We start from the raw sequence: 19511 nt of genomic DNA, 5'->3' as shown, positions 1-19511 counted from the left end.
CAACATTCACGTTAAACTTTTTTTTAACGCTAGAATGATAGTTTCCTGCAAAGTCATGCGAGTTTATCCAACAGTCAGTCCGTTTGATTCTACTTATAATAAAAACGTTGGCTAGTTGAGCTAGTTCTTGTCGTATCAAGGGAGGTTGTTATGCACACAACAGTGGATGATTTCAGTACGTTAGAACCATATAACGCATCATTTCAGGCGAGAGTTGATAAAGCACAGGATCTACTGTGGCAGATTAATCACACTCATCCCAGGGAAAAAGAAAAACGCCATCAACTATTCGGTCAGTTGCTGGGCCGTTATCACAACAATGAAATTGTGCCACCATTCCACTGTGATTTAGGTGAAAAAATCTTTTTCGGTCAAGGTGGATTTGTTAACTATGGCTTAGTGGTAACCGATATTGCCGAGGTGCATATTGGTGACAATGTGCTGATAGGACCAAGAGTTCAGTTATGTGCCGCTGGCCATCCTATATTGGCTGAAAACCGGGTTGCTCCTATCTCTTGCGGCGAGCCGATTCATATTGGTAACCGAGTTTGGATTGGTGCTGGTGCCATTGTGTTGGCTGGGGTAACCATAGGTGATAACACGGTGATTGGTGCGGGCAGTGTGGTAAACAAAGATATTCCGGCTAACGTAGTAGCGGTAGGCTCTCCATGCAAGGTGATAAAGCAACTATCGGCCCCTGACTTCAAGAGCAACAGCCTTAGCAATCAGGCCTCAGAGCCTATTGCAGAGGCTGACTCGCTGTAATTTGCATTCCGCTGCACGGCACCTGGTGCCACGCCAAAATGTTTTTTAAACCGATTGGAAAAATAACTGACATCAAAATAACCAAGGCTATGTGCTACTTGCTTAATACTAAGGTGCTGACCCTGTAGCAGTTGACGAGCTCGGGTCATTCTTAGTGCAAGTAGATACTGCTTTGGACTCTGCTCAAAATATTTCAAACATATTCTGTGAAAGTGTGGTGGCGAATAGTGCACTCGCGCTGCCAGCTCCTCGATAGACCAAGGATAATGCAGCTGATTTTCAACCTCACTAAACAGTTGTCTAAGTTTTACTTCTATTGGATCTACGACGGCTCTTTGCTGCAAGGACCTACGGATCAAATCCACCAAAAGTTGGCCACAACTTCCTATGCTACCATCATTTACGTGAATGGCTTTGAGTTCATGGTGCAACAAATGCATCAAGTGATAAACAGACAAAGCTTGTTCACAGTGCATCACTTCGGGAGCACTCCCAGAAAGTGTTTGCCACTGCCTGGTATTATCGACACTTAGCCAAGCACATTCCCATTCATCACCCACCAGTTCATATCCACATATGCTATCAGCGGGTACCAGACTTAACGTATTAGCTTCTATGGAAAGTGTGTTATTGGGAGTAAACAAGCGCGCTTGCCCATGAATAGTATAAAGAAAAACATGAAAACCAGGCCGTGTACGGCAGACACGATAGTGCTGCTTAGCCTTCATAACGCCACATAAGTGCACGTCATTTTTGGCCAACGGCAATACATTTTCAGGGCTTATAAATCGCTCTTCGGTAGCGTCGTCTACTTCTAAACAGTCTCGCCATGTTGTTGTCATACCTTGATTTTTCCTTCCCCTGATAGTTTTTCCCATCCTGATGCGAGTTTATCCTATTTCTTGATAGTGGCGTACTTCTTATAGTGGGATTCTCTATTTTGATTAGCCCGTTCTCAGGGCCGCAGGCAATGATATGAGATCAAAATCACTTTACGATAGCACCTTTTTTCCCAGACTTTTTTCCATTGCTTTACCATTTGCGTTACAGCTATTGCTGTACGCGGTATTAGGCCTGGTCGATATCATGATGGTCGGTCAACTTGGGGAGACTGAAGTGGCTGCGGTAGGACTCAGCAACCGGATTTTCTATTTTAATCTGGTATTGATCCTTGGAATCACAGGTGGCGTGAATGTACTGGCAGCACAGTATTATGGTAGTGGAGACGAGGCAGGGATCCGTCGTTGTGTTGTACAAGCCGTTATGGCTGCAACACTGATATCGTTGCCATTTATTGCGCTCTATAGCATCCATCCCCGACTGTTTTTGCACTTGGCGAGTGAAGACGCCCCGTTGGTATTGTTGAGCGCGGAATACATGCAGATAACCGGGGTATCATTGTTCTTCACGTGTTTGGTCGTACCCATTGAAGCAGCGCTTCGCGCAACAGGAGATAGTAAAACACCCACCATAATTAGCCTAATCTCAGTAGCTCTTAATATTGCACTAAATTGGTTGTTAATTTTTGGCAACTTAGGGTTCCCAGAGCTTGGTGTTGCAGGCAGTGCTTGGGGAACAACCATCGCGCGATTGCTGCAAACTGTGTGTATTGTGGGGCTCATCTGGAGGAAAAAACAATGGCTGATACCAACACAGAACGATGTTGAAAATGCGCTTAGTCGCAAGAACATTAGGCTATTTGCAGCCATCGCTATTCCCGTGATGTTACATGATGGAGGCTGGGCTTTAGGTACTTTAGTTTATGCTTTTATCTACGGCCAAATGGGCGTTGAAGCTTTGGCGATAATGAGCCTCTTGAGCCCACTCGAAAATTGCCTATACGCGTTTTTCCTTGGCTTTGCTTTAGCGTGTTCGACCATGCTCGGGCATGAGTTGGGCGCAAACCGATATCATCAGGCATGGTCACAATCAAAAGTGTTTTTATGGCTGGGCACTGGCGTTGCTGTGTTGGTCGGTATTGTCCTTTATTTACTAAGAGAGGAAATTGTGCCGCTGTTTGGTAAGCTCAACGAACAAACCCTAACAAATGCAATTTATGTGTTAGCCGTTCTCGCATCAGCACTGTGTATTAAAGTGTTTAATACAGTGGCAGTCATTGGTGTATTACGCAGTGGTGGTGATATAAAGTTTGCAGCGTTATTTAACCTTTTCTGTATGTGGTGTATCGGTATTCCATTGGTGTACCTTAGTGCTTTGCAATGGCTATGGCCTCTTTATTTGGTTTATCTGATCTCTATGACGGAAGAAGTGGTCAAAGCCGGGCTAGCCATCTATCGAGTGTTACAGCGTAAATGGTTAAATAATCTAATATCTGAGGATAGAAAGGAGCTTTCTGAGCCGGAACCCAGTAAACAAACCGTAACCTCCAACTAAATTCCTTATTGATTAATTATTGTTCCATCTAATGGTGCGCACCAAATCGGTACATTTGTACTAATTTGGTGCGCTTTTTTGGTTTCTGTATTGACCAAACCTTAGACTTAAAACTCACTAAAACTTATAAATATCAATAATATTCATAGGATTAATGTTTTACCGCATAACAATGCAAGCTAGTTTAAACAGTCTGGAACATATTTTGCCTAAGCAGTGTACAAACATAATAAATTCACCATTTTTGTGAATTGATAATTTTTAAGCACCTGCTTGGTGCGATTATTTATATTGCTGCATGGAGTGTAACGAGAATGACTCAAACTGTAAGTCAGGTATACGGAGCTGTACAAACCCTGACCCAAAGTTCCGACACCTTATTTTTATTGCTTGGCGCCATCATGGTATTTCTGATGCATTCAGGTTTTGCTTTTCTTGAGGTAGGGACCGTACGTCAAAAGAACCAAGTTAACGCGTTGGTTAAAATTTTGGCCGATTTTGGTGTTTCTGCCATAGCCTACTTCTTTATTGGCTATTGGGTTGCATACGGCGGTACTTTCTTTGCCGATGCGCAGACACTGTCTCAAGGCAATGGATATGAGCTTGTTAAATTCTTTTTCTTGCTAACGTTTGCTGCCGCTATACCAGCGATTGTCTCTGGGGGAATTGCCGAACGTGCGCGTTTTTATCCTATCCTCATTGCGACATTTTTCACGGTAGGTATCGTTTATCCGCTGTTTGAAGGCATCATTTGGAACGGTAATTTTGGTGTCCAAGATTGGTTTGAAGCAAGTTTTGGCTTTGGCTTTCATGACTTCGCAGGTTCGGTCGTTGTCCACGGAGTGGGTGGCTGGATTGCTCTCGTTGCCGTCATTTTCTTAGGTATGCGTAAAGGGCGCATTCGCGCAGGCAAACATACCAACTTTGCACCATCAAACATTCCATTCTTAGCGCTTGGTGCCTGGATTCTTTGTGTGGGCTGGTTCGGCTTTAACGTAATGTCGGCTCAAGCGATTTCTGGAATCAGCGGTCTGGTCGCAATGAACTCATTGATGGCCATGGTTGGTGGCATTATTGCATCACTTATCGCGGGCAAAAATGACCCGGGCTTTATCCATAACGGCCCTCTGGCTGGATTAGTTGCCGTGTGTGCGGGCTCTGACCTTATGCATCCAATTGGTGCGCTGGTGACAGGTGCGATTGCGGGCGTGCTCTTTGTTTACCTGTTCACACATCTACAAAACAAAACCAAGATTGACGATGTGTTGGGTGTTTGGCCTCTTCACGGTATTTGTGGCGCATGGGGCGGCATTGCTGCGGGCATCTTTGGACAAACAGCGTTAGGCGGGTTAGGCGGTGTTAGCCTTGTTGTTCAGCTTATGGGAACCGTATTAGGTATTTCTATTGCTGTATTAGGTGCGTTGGCTGTCTATGGCGCAATTAACGCAGTTACGGGCATTAGATTGTCTGAAGAAGATGAATTTAATGGTGCCGACTTAGCTATCCACAAAATCTCTTCAACTAACGAAGATTAACAAAATGCAAAAGAGCGGCATTGCGCCGCTCTTTTTATCGAGGTATTGTTCATCTCGGTGTCGAGCGTTTCAATACGTTCTAGCAATTTCCTTTTTTTGCCTGACCCGGAGGGCAGAATTTACCATGACCATCGTGCCTGTCATGATCATTGGTACCAACGCTCACTCTCACATCATCAATTTCACCTTCAACATTGGTCAATTGACAGCCCGCTAGAGTCGTAAGTAAGACAAGAGCCAGAGATACGTGTCTCATTGCTTTTCCTCTCAAAATATCATTTTATTATTGTTCATTACTACCATTGTCTAATCCATATTACTACAGCTGATATTGTTTCAGTGTTAAGCTAATGAAAAAGAACAACAAGGATCAGTTATGAATTTCCCGTATAGAAACATTGTAGTACTTACTGGGGCAGGTATCTCAGCAGAGTCCGGCATTCAAACATTTCGAGCTCAAGATGGCCTTTGGGAGAACCACCGTATTGAAGACGTGGCAACCCCTGAAGGATTTGAGCGAGATCCCGACCTTGTTCAGGCATTTTATAATCAACGTCGTAAAAAGCTACAGGACGAGGCGATACAGCCAAACGCAGCGCATCTCGCTTTAGGGCGACTTGAGGCAGAGCTGGATGGCAAAGTGACCGTCATTACGCAGAATATCGATAATTTGCATGAAAGAGGCGGAAGCCACAATGTCATCCACATGCATGGCGAACTGCTCAAAGCCCGCTGTAGCGAATCGCATCAGGTGATAGAACACACTGAGGATATCGAAACCGGTGAGCTTTGCCACTGTTGTCAAATTCCGTCCCAAATGCGCCCTCACATTGTTTGGTTTGGCGAAATGCCTCTGCGCATGGGTGATATTTACGAAGCACTAGAACAAGCGGACTTGTTTATTTCTATTGGTACATCTGGTGTGGTGTATCCTGCGGCTGGATTTGTCCACGATGCAAAAATGCACGGCGCACATACCATCGAGATTAATCTAGAGCCAAGTGCAATAGAAAGTGAGTTCGAAGAGAAACGCTACGGCAAGGCAAGTATCGAAGTGCCAAAGTTGGTGAATGAAATTTTATCTTTAGAAGCAAAATAAAGCCTTCAAAAACAATAAAAGCGGCCAATTTAGTTGGCCGCTTTTTTCTTTATACTTTGACTGGTATTAGTTGTTTACTTTTAGCTTTTGGAAGTACTCATCGTACATCACACTCGCTTCACCAACTTCATCTTGCCAAGTACCGCTGTCCATCACTTCTTGCGGAGGGAAGATGCTTTGGTCGTTAACAAATTCTTTTGGAAGTAGGTCAAACGCCGTCTTAACTGGAGTAGGGTAACCAATCTCCAGTGCAATCTTAGCCGCATTCTCTGGACGCAGCAGGAAGTCGATCATCTTATGTGCGGCTTCCACGTTTTTAGCACCCGCAGGAATCGCAAGACTGTCCATCCAGAAGATTGTGCCTTTTTCTGGCCAGATGATATCAATGTTCGCGCCTTCCTCACGAGCCATGTAAGCAGAGCCATTCCACAGCATGCCAAGAGAAACTTCACCCGCTAGGTATGGGTTCGCTGGGAAATCAGAGTTAAACACCAACACATTTGGCATCAACTTTTGCAGCTCTTCGTAAGCAGCTTTGATTTCATCAGGGTTTGTCGTATTTGGTGAGTAACCAAGTTTCGTCAATGCGATATGGAAAACTTCACGAGAATCGTCCATCAGCATTAATTGACCTTCCCACTTGCTATCCCAGAAGTCGTCCCATTTTGTGACGGATGACTTATCCAGCATATCCGCATTGATACCAATGCCTGTCGCACCCCAGATATAAGGGATAGAGTAGTTGTTATTTGGATCAAAAGGTTTGTTTAAGAAGTTAGGATCGATGTCGGCAAAATGGGATAACTTCTCTTTGTCAATCTCTTGAAGCATGCCTTCTTTGCGCATTTTAGATACGAAATAGGTAGACGGTACTACCAAGTCGTAACCAGAACCTTGTGTTTTTAACTTCGCGTACATGCTTTCGTTAGACTCGTAAGTCGAGTAAAGCACCTTGATTCCTGTTTCTTTTGTAAAGTCTTCAAGAACTTCGTTTGGAATGTATTCAGACCAGTTGTAGAAGTAGAGTTCTTGATCAGCCGCTATTGCTGGAGTAGCGAACAGAGTCGCTGCACATAGAGCGCTTGCGTAGAATTTACTTTTCATTTGTTTTCCGTTTTGTTTAGCGATTGGACAAATCAATACTAGCGGTAATGATTAAGTTGAACCAAATTGCATTAAGTACAATTCTGTCTATGAAATTCGATGCCTCTCACTCCATTGAGATGAAACGAGTCGAACCAAATAGACGTAGCAAGGTATAATTATATCAGTCAATTATAAAAATAGGCAGCCATTGCTGCCTATTTTCATTTTGGTCAATTTGCCTGCGGCAAATTCGATTACTGGCCAGCTTTTAGCTTAAGGAAGTAACCTTCGTATTTCACTGTCAGATCGCCCACAGAGTCTTGCCATTCAACACGGTCAAGGTCTTCTTGTGAAGGGAACAGAGGAGCAACGTCTTTAAACTTCTCGTTCGACGCTTTCACTGCGGTCAGGTAACCAGTGTCACGAGAAATCTGCTCTGCGATTTCAGGACGCAATAGGAAGTCGATCATCTTGTGCGCCGCTTCTACGTTTTTCGCACCAGAAGAGATAGCGAAGTTGTCAACCCAACCAATACCGCCTTCTTTCGGGAATACCAGTTTAAGGTTTAGACCTTCGTTTTGAGCTGCTGCTGCGCTGCCGTTCCAAAGCATGCCAACACCAACTTCACCAGACATGTATGGTGCACCTGGGTTGTCAGAGTTAAATAGAAGCACGTTAGGCATCAGCTTTTGTAGCTCTGCATACGCTTCGTCGATCTGTTTTGGATCCGTTGAGTTACCTGAATAACCTAGTTTACGCAGTGCAATGTGGAATACTTCACGCGTGTCGTCCATTAGCATCACTTGACCTTCAAGCTCTGGCTTCCATAGGTCAGCCCAGCTTTGGAAGTCGTTTGGATCGTACATGTCGGTATTGACAGCTAGACCAGTAATTGCAACAACGTGAGGAATAGAGTAGTCATTCTTAGGATCGAATGGTTTGTCCAGGTAGTTCTGGTCAAGGTTGCCGAAGTTTTTCAACTTAGATTTATCGATCTTTTGTAGCATACCTTCATCGCGCATTTTCGCTACGAAGTAAGTAGAAGGTACCACTAAGTCATAACCTTCGTTATGAGTTTTTAGCTTTGCATACAAAGTTTCGTTCGACTCATAAGTTGAGTAGATCACTTTGATACCAGTTTCTTTGGTAAATTGTTCCAGGAGATTACTGTTGATGTAAGGACCCCAGTTCATAAATACCAATTCATTATCGTCCGCTGCCACTGAACCTGAGAACAGAGAAAGCGCACATGCACTACCAGCTAATAAAGTAGCCCATTTTTTCATTGACGTTAGCTCCAAACCAAACGTTGTCCAAACTATTTTGGACGATAGATAGAAAAACAGAATGGCATGTAACCATTCTGTTTCGTGATGTTAACGGGTATTGATTTTACTTTACTTTTTCTCTTGCAAGCAACTGAGAAATCACCACAAGTACCAAAGAAACAATCAACATAACCGTTGCCAGGGCATTCACTTCCGGTGAAATACCCACTTTCACCATTGAGTAAATTTTCAATGGTAAGATTTCGTAGGTTGGGCCTGTCACAAACGAACTGATGATCACATCGTCCAAAGACAGGGTAAAGCTTAATAACCAACCTGCTGCAACCGCTGGTTTCGCCAGGGGAAGGATGATCTTCTTCAAGATAACCCATTCACTTGCACCTAAGTCTTTTGCTGCTTCCAACATTTTCACATCAAAGCCGTTCAAGCGGCTATAAACCGTTACCACGACAAATGGTAAACAGAAGGTGATGTGCGCAATCAACAGTGTAAAGAAACCAAGCTGTGCACCCAGCACTAAAAACAGCGCCAACAATGAAATTGCCATCACGATGTCTGGTGACATCATTACAACAAACAGCATGCCGTTTACTGCGCCTTTCCCTTTAAAGGAATAGCGGAATAGGGCAACTGCCGTCAAACTACCAATAATAGTAGCAGCTGTTGCAGAAAATACGGCAACATTTAACGAGTGCCACGCCGCCTGCATCAGGCTGTCGTTGTTAATTAAGGTTTCGTACCACTTAGTGGTAAATCCACCCCATTTCATGCCAAATTTATTCGCATTAAATGAGTTCACAATAAGCACGATGATTGGCAAATACAAAAATGCGTAAACCAGTGCCATAAAGCTAAATCTAACTGTGCGTCCCATTAGTCTAGCTCCACTTTCTTATTCAATAACTTACCTGCTCTATAGTAGGCGTATAGCATAATCGCCATGGCAATGGTGAGCGCAATACTGGTCGCAGCACCAAATGGCCAATCACGTGCATTCAGCACCTGGCTCTTGATTACGTTACCTATCAGCAGGTTCTTCGCGCCGCCCAGAAGGTCCGATATATAGAACATGCCAAGCGCAGGAAGTAGCACCAACAAACAGCCACCGATGATGCCAGGCATCGTCAAAGGCAGGATAACTTTGGTAATCGTCTGAAACTTGTTCGCGCCTAAATCTTTCGCAGCTTCGATGTAGGTGTTGTCTAGCTTCTCAATCGCCGAATAAAGCGGCAGAATCATAAATGGAAGCAAGATGTACACGAGACCAATCATTACCGCCGTTTCGGTATACATAAGTCGCAAAGGCTTATCGATGATTTCCATCGCCATCAGCGACTTATTCAAAATGCCTTGAGTACCCAAAACAATCTTTAAGCCGTACGTACGGATCAACGAGTTCGTCCAGAAGGGTACAATCACCAAAAACAGCATAAACGGACGCCATTTCTCTGGCATTTTCGCGACGATATACGCAAATGGGTAACCAATCACTAAACACAGCAACGTCGCAATGATCGCCATGTAGAACGAGTGCATGAGCACTTTCGCATACAGCGGATCTAACAGACGAACGTAGTTATCCAACGTAAAGGTGAGTTCGATTAGGTTCGCTTCGTCACGCGTTAAGAAACTTGTACCGATAATCATCAAGTTTGGCACCAACACAAACAGTGTCAGCCAACCAACAATTAGGGTAATGATTGCGTTCTGAAGATTAATCTTCTTGGTTATCATTGAGGACAACCTCCCAGCTCTCAACCCAAGTAATAGCGACTTTCTGGCCGAGTGAGTGGTCCACATCAGGATCATCTTCGTTAAAGAATTCGCTTACCATTACACGCATGCCTGAATCGAGTTCGATAACAGAATCTAGCGTCATACCTTTATAGGTACGTTCCGTCACGTGACCAACAATGCCTTTTTCTTCCGACTCTTTGATCTCTTCGATACGTAAGTCTTCAGGGCGGAGTAGAACTTGGAGTTTATCGCCAGCTTGTGCTTCGTCGTCGTAATAAACCACTGACTCAACACCTTCAATGTCAGCGCGAATGCGTTTTTCATCGATGCGCTCTAACATGGTTGCATTGAATACGTTGATCTCGCCGATAAAGCGCGCAACAAACAGGTTTTTAGGCTCTTCGTAAATTTCACGTGGAGAACCATCCTGCTCAATGACACCGTCACGCATTACGATGATGCGGTCTGACATTGATAGCGCTTCTTCCTGATCGTGCGTCACAAAGATAAAGGTGATGCCTAGCTGGCGCTGCAATTGTTTAAGCTCAATCTGCATTTGCTTACGCAATTTGTAATCCAGTGCAGAAAGCGATTCATCAAGCAACAATACTTTTGGCTTGTTCACTACCGCACGAGCGATAGCAATACGCTGTTGCTGGCCACCTGAAAGTTGATGTGGTTTACGCTGAGCCATTTTTTCAAGACGCACCATACGTAACGCTTCCATGACTCGCGGTTCAATCTCAGCTGCAGGCGTTTTCTGCATACGAAGACCAAACGCAACGTTTTCATAAACAGTCATATGTGGAAATAGTGCGTAACTTTGGAATACGGTGTTGACGTGTCGTTGTTCAGCAGGAACCTGAGTAACATCTTGGTTATCCAAAATAATTTGACCGTTATCTACCGCCTCAAAGCCCGCGACCATGCGCAAAACGGTTGTTTTACCACAACCTGATGGACCAAGAATCGTTAGAAACTCACCATGATTAACATCCAGATTTAAATTGCTGATGATTTCCTTACCATCAAAACTCTTACTAATGCCAGATAAACGAATAACTGGATTTCCTGCTTGCTGTTTAGCGTTCAACGTCTGTATTTCTCCCACGTTCAAATTTGGGTTTACGCCAATTGATGTGACTTTAGCCATTCACTTTTGAGGCGCGCATCATAATCACCAAAATTGTGAAATCAAAGCATTTTTTAGTCTCGAATCAGAAAAAATTTTACGGGCAAAAGTCATCATTCCTTACCATACTGTTTTTAAAAGATTCGTCCGAATTTCAACAGCATTTATAAGGGTTACAACTCTGCAACAATTGTTTTCAATTTCATGGCCTTGTAGTGGCCAATTATCAACCAAATAATGGATATTGCAAGAATTGAGCGCGAGTTATGATTTTAGACGTGGCTAGAATTCTTTATAATGTCGGACACACTAATTGACTGGTATCCCAGTAAAAATTTCACAAGTGAATCTTGGATAATATATGAACAACGACTTTGAGAACGATTTCAACCTTGGAGGAAGTGTAGAGCGAGCTTTGTCTGGCAACTACGAGCTGAAAGCCGGGGCGGTTTTTAGCGAAGCATGGCGCGCCACCATTCAACACTTTTTGTCATTTTCTCCTGCGATTATCGTCTTGCTTTTGGTTCAGGTAGGCATTTTCTATATCGCATTGCAGCTACAACTGGGTGACCCAAGTGTCATTTTGGATGCAATACAAAACCCAGATTCTTTTTCAACCGACATTGTGTCTGCTGTTTATATCGCAAACTTTAGCTATGAAGTGATCAGCGCTCCGATTTACGCAGGCATCAGTTTAATGGCAATGAGTCACGTAGCAGGGCTAAAAACAAAACTTCGTCACGTGGGTAAAGGGTTACAATTTACGGTACCGGTTATTCTGGCAACGTTAATGAGTCTGACTCTTCAAGGGCTCGTGGGAATGCTTCTGGCTCCGTTATCGTTATACCTTTCTCTGGCATTCAGTCACTCTATCTTACTTATTTGTGAGAAACGCGTGCCGCCAATGCAATCGTTATTACTCTCACTAAGAGCAGTAAACAAAAAGATTTTCGTCGTTGCCATCCTGTACCTTGGCGTGATGTTCATGTTTATTATCGCAGCCATGTTCTACGGCATCGGGCTTATTTTGGTGCTGCCATTCTTCTTCCACATGAAGGGCATACTTTACCGTGAGATGTTTGGTATCAAGCTTAAGATAGTCGCGAAAGAGAAAAACAATGATAATGATCACGACGGCAAATCTCAGGTCTTCGACGCGTAAAGTATCATTTCAATGACAATCAATGGCGGCTTACAAATAGTCGCCATTTTTATATCAACACCAAACCCATGTGAAATGGCCTATCAGAAGCACAAGCTACGATTCAACTTGAATAAGAATCTGCGTGGGGAACCTCTCGTTTTGTTACTAATCACGTAACTTAACGCGGTAAAGGTGTTATAAGAATGCTCAGCATTGCTCAAACCAATATTGAGCACGAACACAATGACACAAACTAAAATAAATCAACGGTTCAAATGAAAAAGTTAAGCCTAAGTCTACTGGGTACAGCGGCGCTAATGTTAGCGGCCCCTGCAACACAAGCTCAAGAATACATGTTTACCTATTCGAAGCTTTACACTCAGTTAAAGAATAACAACAAGGAAGGCCACGACGATGTAAAAGTCGGCGTATTTTTCGTTAACGCAGATACTAAGCAGCTGTGTAACATTGAAAAAGCCTGGATGGAAAAAGAAGAGCACTACGAAGAATTCGTTATTCCAGCCTCCAAAGAACTTCCGCTTCCAATCGATAAAAACCTTAAATCGGCGAATCCTTTGGTCTTCGTTCAGACTCCTATAGACACTCGCTGCGATTACTCATTGGTTGTTATGACGAAAGAACCATTACAGGGTAACGTATCCTATGAACAGTTAGCGCCATTAATGCCTCAGATGCAAAGCATGTTAGAAGACTTAGGCGGCATGTTTGCTGGCTGGTTTACACCTGATGTGCAAGGCGTGACGATGGAATTCAGCAATGGCCTGGATAGCACGATTTTATTCTCTAACGGAACAGAAAAGCCAATTTTAAATGGCAAAGTACAAGTTGCTTTGAGCGAGATCGGTGAGGGTGGGACGATGACGCTGCCAGAGCCAACCATGCGAGTTCTGCCTTATCTACCCAAGGCGAAATAAGCCGCATCCATCTTATCGAAGAGCCGCTACAGCGGCTTTTTTCGTTTTAGGATAAACAAAACAATGGATTTATCCGTTCTCAATTAAGACAAATATTTAATCCTAAGTAAAAAGACCGTATAATCCACGCCCCATAGAAAACCACCTTAGGAAGTCCTACCGTCGATTTTATCGGCGATGTGAGAGCTCGCAATGAACCAGAAAGATACAAGAAAAGAAACCCTTGAATTCAACAAGCTTCAGAAACGCCTGAGAAGAAATGTTGGAAATGCCATTACCGAATACAACATGATTGAAGAAGGTGATGTTGTCATGGCATGTATAAGTGGTGGTAAAGATTCATTTGCGATGCTGGATATCCTGCTGAATCTTCAAAAAGCTGCTCCAATTAAGTTTGAAGTGGTTGCAGTAAACCTCGACCAGAAACAGCCAGGCTTCCCAGAACATATTCTTCCAGAGTATTTCGAAACGCTTGATATCCCTTACTACATCGTAGACAAGGATACTTACTCGGTTGTAAAAGAAAAAGTGCCAGAAGGTAAGACGACGTGTGGCCTGTGTTCACGTCTGCGTCGCGGTACACTTTATTCTTTTGCTGAGAAAATAGGTGCGACTAAGCTTGCTCTAGGTCACCACATGGACGACATCGTTGAAACCATGTTCCTAAACATGTTCCATGGTTCGCGTCTAAAGGCAATGCCTCCAAAGCTGCGTTCGGATGATGGTCGAAATGTGGTTATCCGTCCACTGACGTACTGCCGTGAAAAAGATTTAATCAAATACGCAGAGCACAAAGATTTCCCAATCATTCCTTGTAACTTGTGTGGTTCTCAAGAGAACTTGCAGCGCCAATCGATCAAAGCAATGTTGATTGAATGGGATAAGAAGACTCCTGGACGCGTCGAAGCGATTTTCAAATCAATTCAGAACGTAAGCCCAAGCCAATTGGCTGATAAAGAGTTGTTTGACTTTGTTAACCTTCCACTCGATCGCGAAGGTAACCGTGAAGAGTACGAGTTCAATGAAGCGGTAGTCTCTTCAACGAACATTGATGAATCTATGTTCATTGATGTGACAAACATCTGATTGAAATAAATTAAGAAAAGGAAGGCCGCAGTGCCTTCCTTTTTTAGTTTTGTACCCGATGAATAAAAATCCTCCTAAATGGGGGATTTTTGATAGCTATTGAATGGCTAGATTAAGTCGCCTCGTTTGGATCCAGTGGGCTGATGTAACCTTTTGGTTTCAATGCGAGAACATCACAGTTGATCTTATCAATCACATGCTCAGCCGTATTACCAATAAAGACGGCTGAAAGCCCTGTACGACCAGTCGTACCCAAAATAACCATCGCCGCATTTAAACGCTCTGCAGCTGCAGGGATAACATCTTCAGGCAATCCTTGCTCAACGATTGTTTGCTCTTCATTCAGCCCATGTTTTTGTCGAAGGGCTTTCATCGCGGTTAGGTGATGGCCACGAACAGCATCTGTGTACGTTGTTGGGTCAAATTCTGGTAGCTCGATGGTGATATTCGCTGGCGTCACCGGATACGCGTTAACAAGGAACGGTTCGGCATTCAAACGGCCGGACATCTCTTTCAAACGTTCAACCATCGAGTCATTTAAGTCAATGTGCGTTTCGTTTTCAGAGCCAATGTGAACAGAAGCCAGAATATTAGCGTGCTCCGGCCAGTCCGCATTTTTGATAAGCAGTACCGGGATAGGGCACTTACGCAGCAAATGCCAGTCTGTAGGTGTGAAAATCACAGACTCTAAGACATCATGTTTTCGAGTGCCCTTAATCAACAGATCGTGACTGCCTGCAAACACTTCACCTATGATGGCTTCGTAAGGGCGATTGTGCCAAACCACACACACGTCAAAGTCAAAGCTGTCGTCTAAATATGGCTGAGCAATTTTACGCATCCACTGCTCACGCTGATGGATAACGCCACGGCGCATCGCATCTCGTTCATCCACCGATAACATTGAAGTCATGTCATACGAAAAATCATAGATGGATAAAAAGAAAGTAATTCGGCTTCTTGATACGCTTTTTTGAGCTAATTGAACTGCTCTTGCGAGTGCCGGCTGATCATCACTATTGATGTTAGCAACAACTAGAATCTTACTGTATATACTCATATCTAAGCCCACTTTTATTGCAAGACCAATTACTGAATATAAAGTAAATCAGTATATTGGAGTACTCACTGTATATTTTTAATGTAGCTCAGTTTGAAGAAGATTTTGAGGACTTTTGAAGGGATTTTGCGAGAAACATGATGTGGCTCAGCTAAAAGCCACATCAAGTAATAGGAGAGGTTACTCTGTTGTGACGCCTGCAAGTTCCATTAGCGCATCGTGATCTAAGATAGTGATATATTTACCTTTTACACTTAAGATCTCAGATTTTTGGAAACGTCCCAACAGACGGCTGATCGTTTCAACGGTCAGACCAAGGTAGTTACCAATATCACCACGAGTCATCGTTAGGCGGAACTCTCTAGGACTAAAGCCACGTTGAGAAAAGCGTGTTGATAGGTTGTACAGGAATGCAGCCAGACGCTCTTCAGCGTTCTTCTTAGAAAGCAGCAGGATCATCTCCTGATCGCCTTTGATTTCGTTACTCATCAAACGCATAATTTGCTGACGTAGTTTAGGCATCTTACCTGACAAGTCGTCTAGAATTTCGTATGGAATTTCACAAACCATCGACGTTTCTAACGCTTGGGCAAAACTTGGGTGGCAGTCACCAGTAATCGCGTCAAAGCCCACGAGGTCACCAGCTAAGTGAAACGCCGTGATTTGCTCGTCACCTTGTTCAGTGATTGTATAGCTCTTGATTGTGCCAGAACGGATAGCGTACAAAGACTTAAGCTCATCGCCCGCTTTGAATAGCTCTTGGCCTTTTTGAATCGGCTTTTTACGCTCAATGATTTGGTCAAGCTGATCAAGTTCAGATTCATTCAGAGTGAATGGGATACACAACTGACTGATGCTACAATCTTGGCAGTGAATTGCACAACCACCTGATTGGACACGCTTTGTTGCAGGTTTTTCAGAAATCATAACAACCTTTCACTATTTGATATACATCAATATTTTAGCACTGCTTAATCCTAAAGGATAGCAAAAATATTGTGGGTATAGACTTTCAAGTTATATGAAACCAAGCATTTGCATGGCACCCGCCGCAGTATACGTTCCATAACTAATAAGAATTAATGCAGAGATGTTTCTAAATATTAATGATTTTTGTAGTTTCTGAAAGTAGCTTGCCCCGTAACTCACAGCAAGCATCGAAGGAAGGGTCCCCACGCCAAAGGCGAGCATGATCAAACCACCGTTTACTGCACTTCCGGAAACAGCCGACCACGTCAATGCCGAATAAACCAAGCCACATGGTAGCCATCCCCAAACAAAACCGAACGGCAGTGCATGAATTGCGCTTTTTAACGGAAGCAGACTCTTGCCAGCAGGAGATATAAACTTCCAAAGGCTCTGACCGAGTTTTTCCACCACGAGTAGACCTTGCCACCACTTAGCCACATAAAGAGCGACTAAAATCATAAATATTGCTGCGACTAAGCGAAGCCAAGCAAGAGAATGCGCTAACCCGCTTAGTTCACTCAATCCAGAAATAGCGCCACCAATAAGTGCGCCAAACAAGGCGTAGCTGGATAGTCGGCCCATGTTGTAGAACAGTGGAATGAGGGGGGAACTTTTGTCTTGTGACGAGCCCAGTGAGAGGAGAGAGGCAATGCCACCACACATGCCCATACAGTGACCGGACCCAACGAGTCCGATCATTAATGCTCCAATAAAATCAGGATTCATAGAGAAAGTTACGATTTCTTATTGTCTGATTTGTCTTCTTCATCAAGAAGAATGTTGTGACCTTGACGCTCGAGATCTTCAAACTGATCACTGCGGACAGCCCAAAGGAAAATAGCGACAGCAACGCATACCAGAACAATGGCAATGGGAATTAAGATATATATGCTTTCCATGTTAGCTTTCTCTATTTATTTCTCTTTTAGAAGTCGCAACGAGTTGGATACCACGATAATTGAGCTTGCAGACATCCCGACAACGGCAACATACGGTGCAACTAATCCCGCAACCGCCAGCGGCAAAATTAACAGGTTGTAGCCCAAAGACCAAGCCAAGTTTTCTCGGATGATTTTTCTTGTACGAAGCGCAAGCAAACGAGCTTCTAATAATTTCTCCAGATTATCACCCAGTAGCGTCATATCAGCGGATGCTTTTGCTACGTCTGTACCACCGCCCATCGCTACCGACAGGTGAGCGCCAGCCAGTGTCGGCGCATCGTTGATACCATCACCAACCATCATGGTAATGTCATCACTATCGAGGCTCTTAAGATACGCGAGTTTGTCTTCTGGTTTTGCAGATGCGATCACATGGTCGATACCGATTTCATCCGCAACAGGCTGAGCATTTTGTATTGAATCGCCAGTAAGTAATGTGGTCTTGATACCTGCTTCGGCAAAACGCTGGATAAAGGCCTGACTTTCTTCACGAATTGGATCACGATAATAAAACGTCGCGGCATGTTCTCCGTTGACCGACAAATACACTGCGTTACTTTCATCACAGCCTTCATTGACGACAAACGCGGCGCTGCCGATTTTCACGTCTTTACCGTTCCATAAGCCTTCGATACCAGAGCCAATAACGTTTTTCACCTCTGACACAACCACATCTTCGTTCGCGTACTGCGCAAATGAACGGGCAATAGGGTGGTTAGCATGAGCTTCCAGTGCAGCGGCTAGTGCGAGACTTTCAGACTCGGAAATTTCACCAAAAACACTCGTACGGCTGATTTCGATATCACCTTTTGTCAGGGTTCCAGTTTTATCGACGACAAGGTGATTCACTTTGCATAATGTTTCAAAAACGTGGCCCTTACGCAGTAAAATACCGAAGTTACCCATTCTTGACGTCGCACAAGTCAACGCTGTTGGTGTTGCCAAAGACAGTGCACAAGGGCAGGTCGCTACCAACACTGACAGCATGATCCAGAACGCATCATCAGGTTTTGTTTGGTGCCAATACAACCATGTACCTGCCGAAATAATCAGTATCGCGCCAACAAAGTAACGGGCTACCACATCTGCGATTTCTGCAATTTTTGGCTTCGAATGCTGAGCTTCATCTTGCAGGCGTACAATGTTTGAAATGACGGAGTCCGCTTTAGAGCTCGTCACTTCAAGTTCAAACGATTCGTCGCCATTAAGCGTTCCCGCAAAAACAGCATCGCCTTCTTTCTTAACCACATGAACTGACTCACCGGTTAGCATGGATTCATCGATATGAATGCGGCCAGAAATGACTTTACCGTCAGCCGGAATATGCTCACCAGGCAGAACGCGAATGCGATCACCAATTTTCAGTGTCTTTACTGGAATTTGCCCGCCCTCTAAGGTCGTCGCAATAGCTGGAATCAACTTAAGCAGGTTACCACTTGCCGCTGCTGCTTTACGACGAGCACGCATCTCCAGGAAACGCCCTACAAGAAGGAAGAAAGTAAACATCGAAATCGATTCGAAAAAGACTTCTCCTTGCTCGGTAAACGTGGCGACCAGGCTGGCGACATAGGCAAAAATGAGGGCGATCGAGACGGGCACATCCATACCCAATGTACGTCCTTTGATGCTTCGCCAGGCATTGAGATAGAAAGGAAGTGCAGAGTAGAGAAGCACAGGTGTGGCGAATATCAGGCTGACCCAGCGAAAGTAGTTTTTAAACTCTGGTTCCAGGTCACCAAAAACTTCCAGATACAACGCCACTGCGAGCATCATGACCTGCATGGTAGCGAGGCCTGCAATGCCTAAGCGGTAAAGGTATTGCTTCATCATTTGATGATAAGAGGCTTCTTGAACGTCCGCTTCAAATGGTGCGGCCTTATAGCCCAACTTATGAATCGCGGCAAGCAACTCACTCAAACGAACTTGCGTTTTATCCCAAGCAAGTAAAGCGCGGTTTGTCGTTGTATTAACGCGAATAGAAACCAAACCTTTGGTGTTGGAGACTTGTTTTTCGATCAACCATGCACAAGCTGCGCAAGAGACACCATCTAGGGAGAGTGTCACTTCAGAAACATTGTCGTGATTACGAACAAACTCAGACTGGACATCTTCATTATCGTAGTGAATCAGCGCTTGAAGTTGCTCTGGTACGAGATCTGCTTTTTCAGCTGGCGCTGTACGGTACTGGTAATAGGAGACGAGACCACTATCAATGATCGTTTGTGCCACTGTCTGACAACCAGGGCAGCACATATCACGGACTTCACCAAGTATTTCTACCTTAAAATCCGTGTTGGCTGGTACATCTTCACCGCAGTGATAACAGGATTTACACATAG

At 44.1% G+C, this 19511-nt stretch carries 19 protein-coding genes; 7 read left to right on the top strand and 12 right to left on the bottom strand.

The window, feature by feature from the left end:
- The first annotated feature begins 150 nt into the window (after positions 1-150).
- Positions 151-765, top strand: a complete 615-nt coding sequence (locus V1U08_RS07585; protein WP_014231818.1) for a sugar O-acetyltransferase — start codon at positions 151-153, stop codon at positions 763-765.
- Here V1U08_RS07585 and V1U08_RS07580 read toward each other — a convergent pair.
- Positions 726-1607: a helix-turn-helix transcriptional regulator gene (locus V1U08_RS07580; protein ID WP_330470330.1), complete on the bottom strand. Its 882-nt coding sequence runs from the start codon at positions 1605-1607 to the stop codon at positions 726-728. The two genes, V1U08_RS07585 and V1U08_RS07580, sit on opposite strands and share 40 nt — an antisense overlap.
- A gap of 133 nt (positions 1608-1740) precedes the next feature.
- Here V1U08_RS07580 and V1U08_RS07575 point away from each other — a divergent pair, with 133 nt between their 5' ends.
- Both V1U08_RS07575 and V1U08_RS07570 read left to right on the top strand, forming a co-directional pair.
- Complete coding sequence (locus V1U08_RS07575) at positions 1741-3159, top strand: MATE family efflux transporter (RefSeq protein ID WP_330470329.1); 1419 nt, start codon at positions 1741-1743, stop codon at positions 3157-3159.
- 314 nt (positions 3160-3473) lie between these two features.
- On the top strand, positions 3474-4694 hold the full coding sequence (locus V1U08_RS07570; protein ID WP_330470328.1) for an ammonium transporter: 1221 nt from the start codon (positions 3474-3476) through the stop codon (positions 4692-4694).
- Positions 4695-4773: 79 nt separating this feature from the next.
- Here the strand turns inward: V1U08_RS07570 and V1U08_RS07565 are convergent, their stop codons facing one another.
- Complete coding sequence (locus V1U08_RS07565) at positions 4774-4950, bottom strand: hypothetical protein (protein ID WP_014231823.1); 177 nt, start codon at positions 4948-4950, stop codon at positions 4774-4776.
- Positions 4951-5070: 120 nt separating this feature from the next.
- Between V1U08_RS07565 and cobB the strand changes: the two genes are divergently transcribed.
- Entirely contained in the window at positions 5071-5793 is a 723-nt protein-coding gene (cobB, locus tag V1U08_RS07560) for a Sir2 family NAD+-dependent deacetylase (RefSeq protein ID WP_014231824.1), read from the top strand.
- 66 nt (positions 5794-5859) lie between these two features.
- Here cobB and V1U08_RS07555 read toward each other — a convergent pair whose 3' ends face one another.
- The 5 genes from V1U08_RS07555 to potA all read right to left on the bottom strand — a co-directional run bounded on the left by V1U08_RS07555 (position 5860) and on the right by potA (position 11058).
- Positions 5860-6897, bottom strand: a complete 1038-nt coding sequence (locus tag V1U08_RS07555; protein WP_014231825.1) for an extracellular solute-binding protein — start codon at positions 6895-6897, stop codon at positions 5860-5862.
- Positions 6898-7133: 236 nt separating this feature from the next.
- Positions 7134-8165 carry an extracellular solute-binding protein gene (locus tag V1U08_RS07550; RefSeq protein WP_014231826.1) on the bottom strand — a complete coding sequence of 344 codons (1032 nt, stop codon included), beginning with the start codon at positions 8163-8165 and terminating at the stop codon, positions 7134-7136.
- Between the two features lie 106 nt (positions 8166-8271).
- Positions 8272-9042 (bottom strand): spermidine/putrescine ABC transporter permease PotC, encoded by a 771-nt coding sequence (gene potC / locus V1U08_RS07545; RefSeq protein ID WP_065302498.1) that lies wholly within the window; start codon positions 9040-9042, stop codon positions 8272-8274.
- The gene (gene potB / locus V1U08_RS07540; RefSeq protein WP_014231828.1) at positions 9042-9902 is read right to left on the bottom strand and encodes a spermidine/putrescine ABC transporter permease PotB; all 861 of its coding nucleotides are present in this window, start codon (positions 9900-9902) and stop codon (positions 9042-9044) included. Before potB ends, potC begins: the two co-directional genes overlap by 1 nt.
- On the bottom strand, positions 9883-11058 hold the full coding sequence (potA, locus tag V1U08_RS07535) for a spermidine/putrescine ABC transporter ATP-binding protein PotA (protein WP_162470574.1): 1176 nt from the start codon (positions 11056-11058) through the stop codon (positions 9883-9885). The genes potB and potA overlap by 20 nt, the downstream gene beginning before the upstream one ends.
- A 340-nt stretch (positions 11059-11398) precedes the next feature.
- On the opposite strand from potA, the gene V1U08_RS07530 reads away from it, so the two are divergent.
- From V1U08_RS07530 to ttcA, 3 genes are all read left to right on the top strand, one after another.
- Positions 11399-12199: a hypothetical protein gene (locus V1U08_RS07530; protein WP_065296836.1), complete on the top strand. Its 801-nt coding sequence runs from the start codon at positions 11399-11401 to the stop codon at positions 12197-12199.
- A gap of 257 nt (positions 12200-12456) precedes the next feature.
- Entirely contained in the window at positions 12457-13116 is a 660-nt protein-coding gene (locus V1U08_RS07525) for a DUF2987 domain-containing protein (protein ID WP_118118548.1), read from the top strand.
- A 192-nt stretch (positions 13117-13308) separates the two neighbouring features.
- Positions 13309-14202 (top strand): tRNA 2-thiocytidine(32) synthetase TtcA, encoded by an 894-nt coding sequence (gene ttcA, locus V1U08_RS07520; protein WP_020333282.1) that lies wholly within the window; start codon positions 13309-13311, stop codon positions 14200-14202.
- 112 nt (positions 14203-14314) lie between these two features.
- On the opposite strand, the gene uspE is transcribed toward ttcA, so the two are convergent.
- From uspE to V1U08_RS07495, 5 genes are all read right to left on the bottom strand, one after another.
- Positions 14315-15262 (bottom strand): universal stress protein UspE, encoded by a 948-nt coding sequence (gene uspE, locus V1U08_RS07515; RefSeq protein ID WP_014231833.1) that lies wholly within the window; start codon positions 15260-15262, stop codon positions 14315-14317.
- Between the two features lie 180 nt (positions 15263-15442).
- Positions 15443-16189, bottom strand: coding sequence for an FNR family transcription factor (locus V1U08_RS07510; RefSeq protein WP_014231834.1), 747 nt, complete (start codon positions 16187-16189; stop codon positions 15443-15445).
- 90 nt (positions 16190-16279) lie between these two features.
- Complete coding sequence (locus V1U08_RS07505; protein WP_065296839.1) at positions 16280-16957, bottom strand: sulfite exporter TauE/SafE family protein; 678 nt, start codon at positions 16955-16957, stop codon at positions 16280-16282.
- A gap of 8 nt (positions 16958-16965) precedes the next feature.
- Positions 16966-17130, bottom strand: a complete 165-nt coding sequence (ccoS, locus tag V1U08_RS07500; RefSeq protein ID WP_014231836.1) for a cbb3-type cytochrome oxidase assembly protein CcoS — start codon at positions 17128-17130, stop codon at positions 16966-16968.
- Between the two features lie 15 nt (positions 17131-17145).
- The gene (locus tag V1U08_RS07495; RefSeq protein WP_330470327.1) at positions 17146-19509 is read right to left on the bottom strand and encodes a heavy metal translocating P-type ATPase; all 2364 of its coding nucleotides are present in this window, start codon (positions 19507-19509) and stop codon (positions 17146-17148) included.
- Positions 19510-19511: the final 2 nt, after the last annotated feature.

The organism is Vibrio sp. YYF0003 (assembly GCF_036350715.1).
GTDB classification, from domain to species: Bacteria; Pseudomonadota; Gammaproteobacteria; order Enterobacterales; family Vibrionaceae; genus Vibrio; species Vibrio natriegens.
The sequence above is the reverse complement of the archived record's forward strand: the minus strand, read 5'-3'. Positions and strand labels throughout refer to the sequence as shown.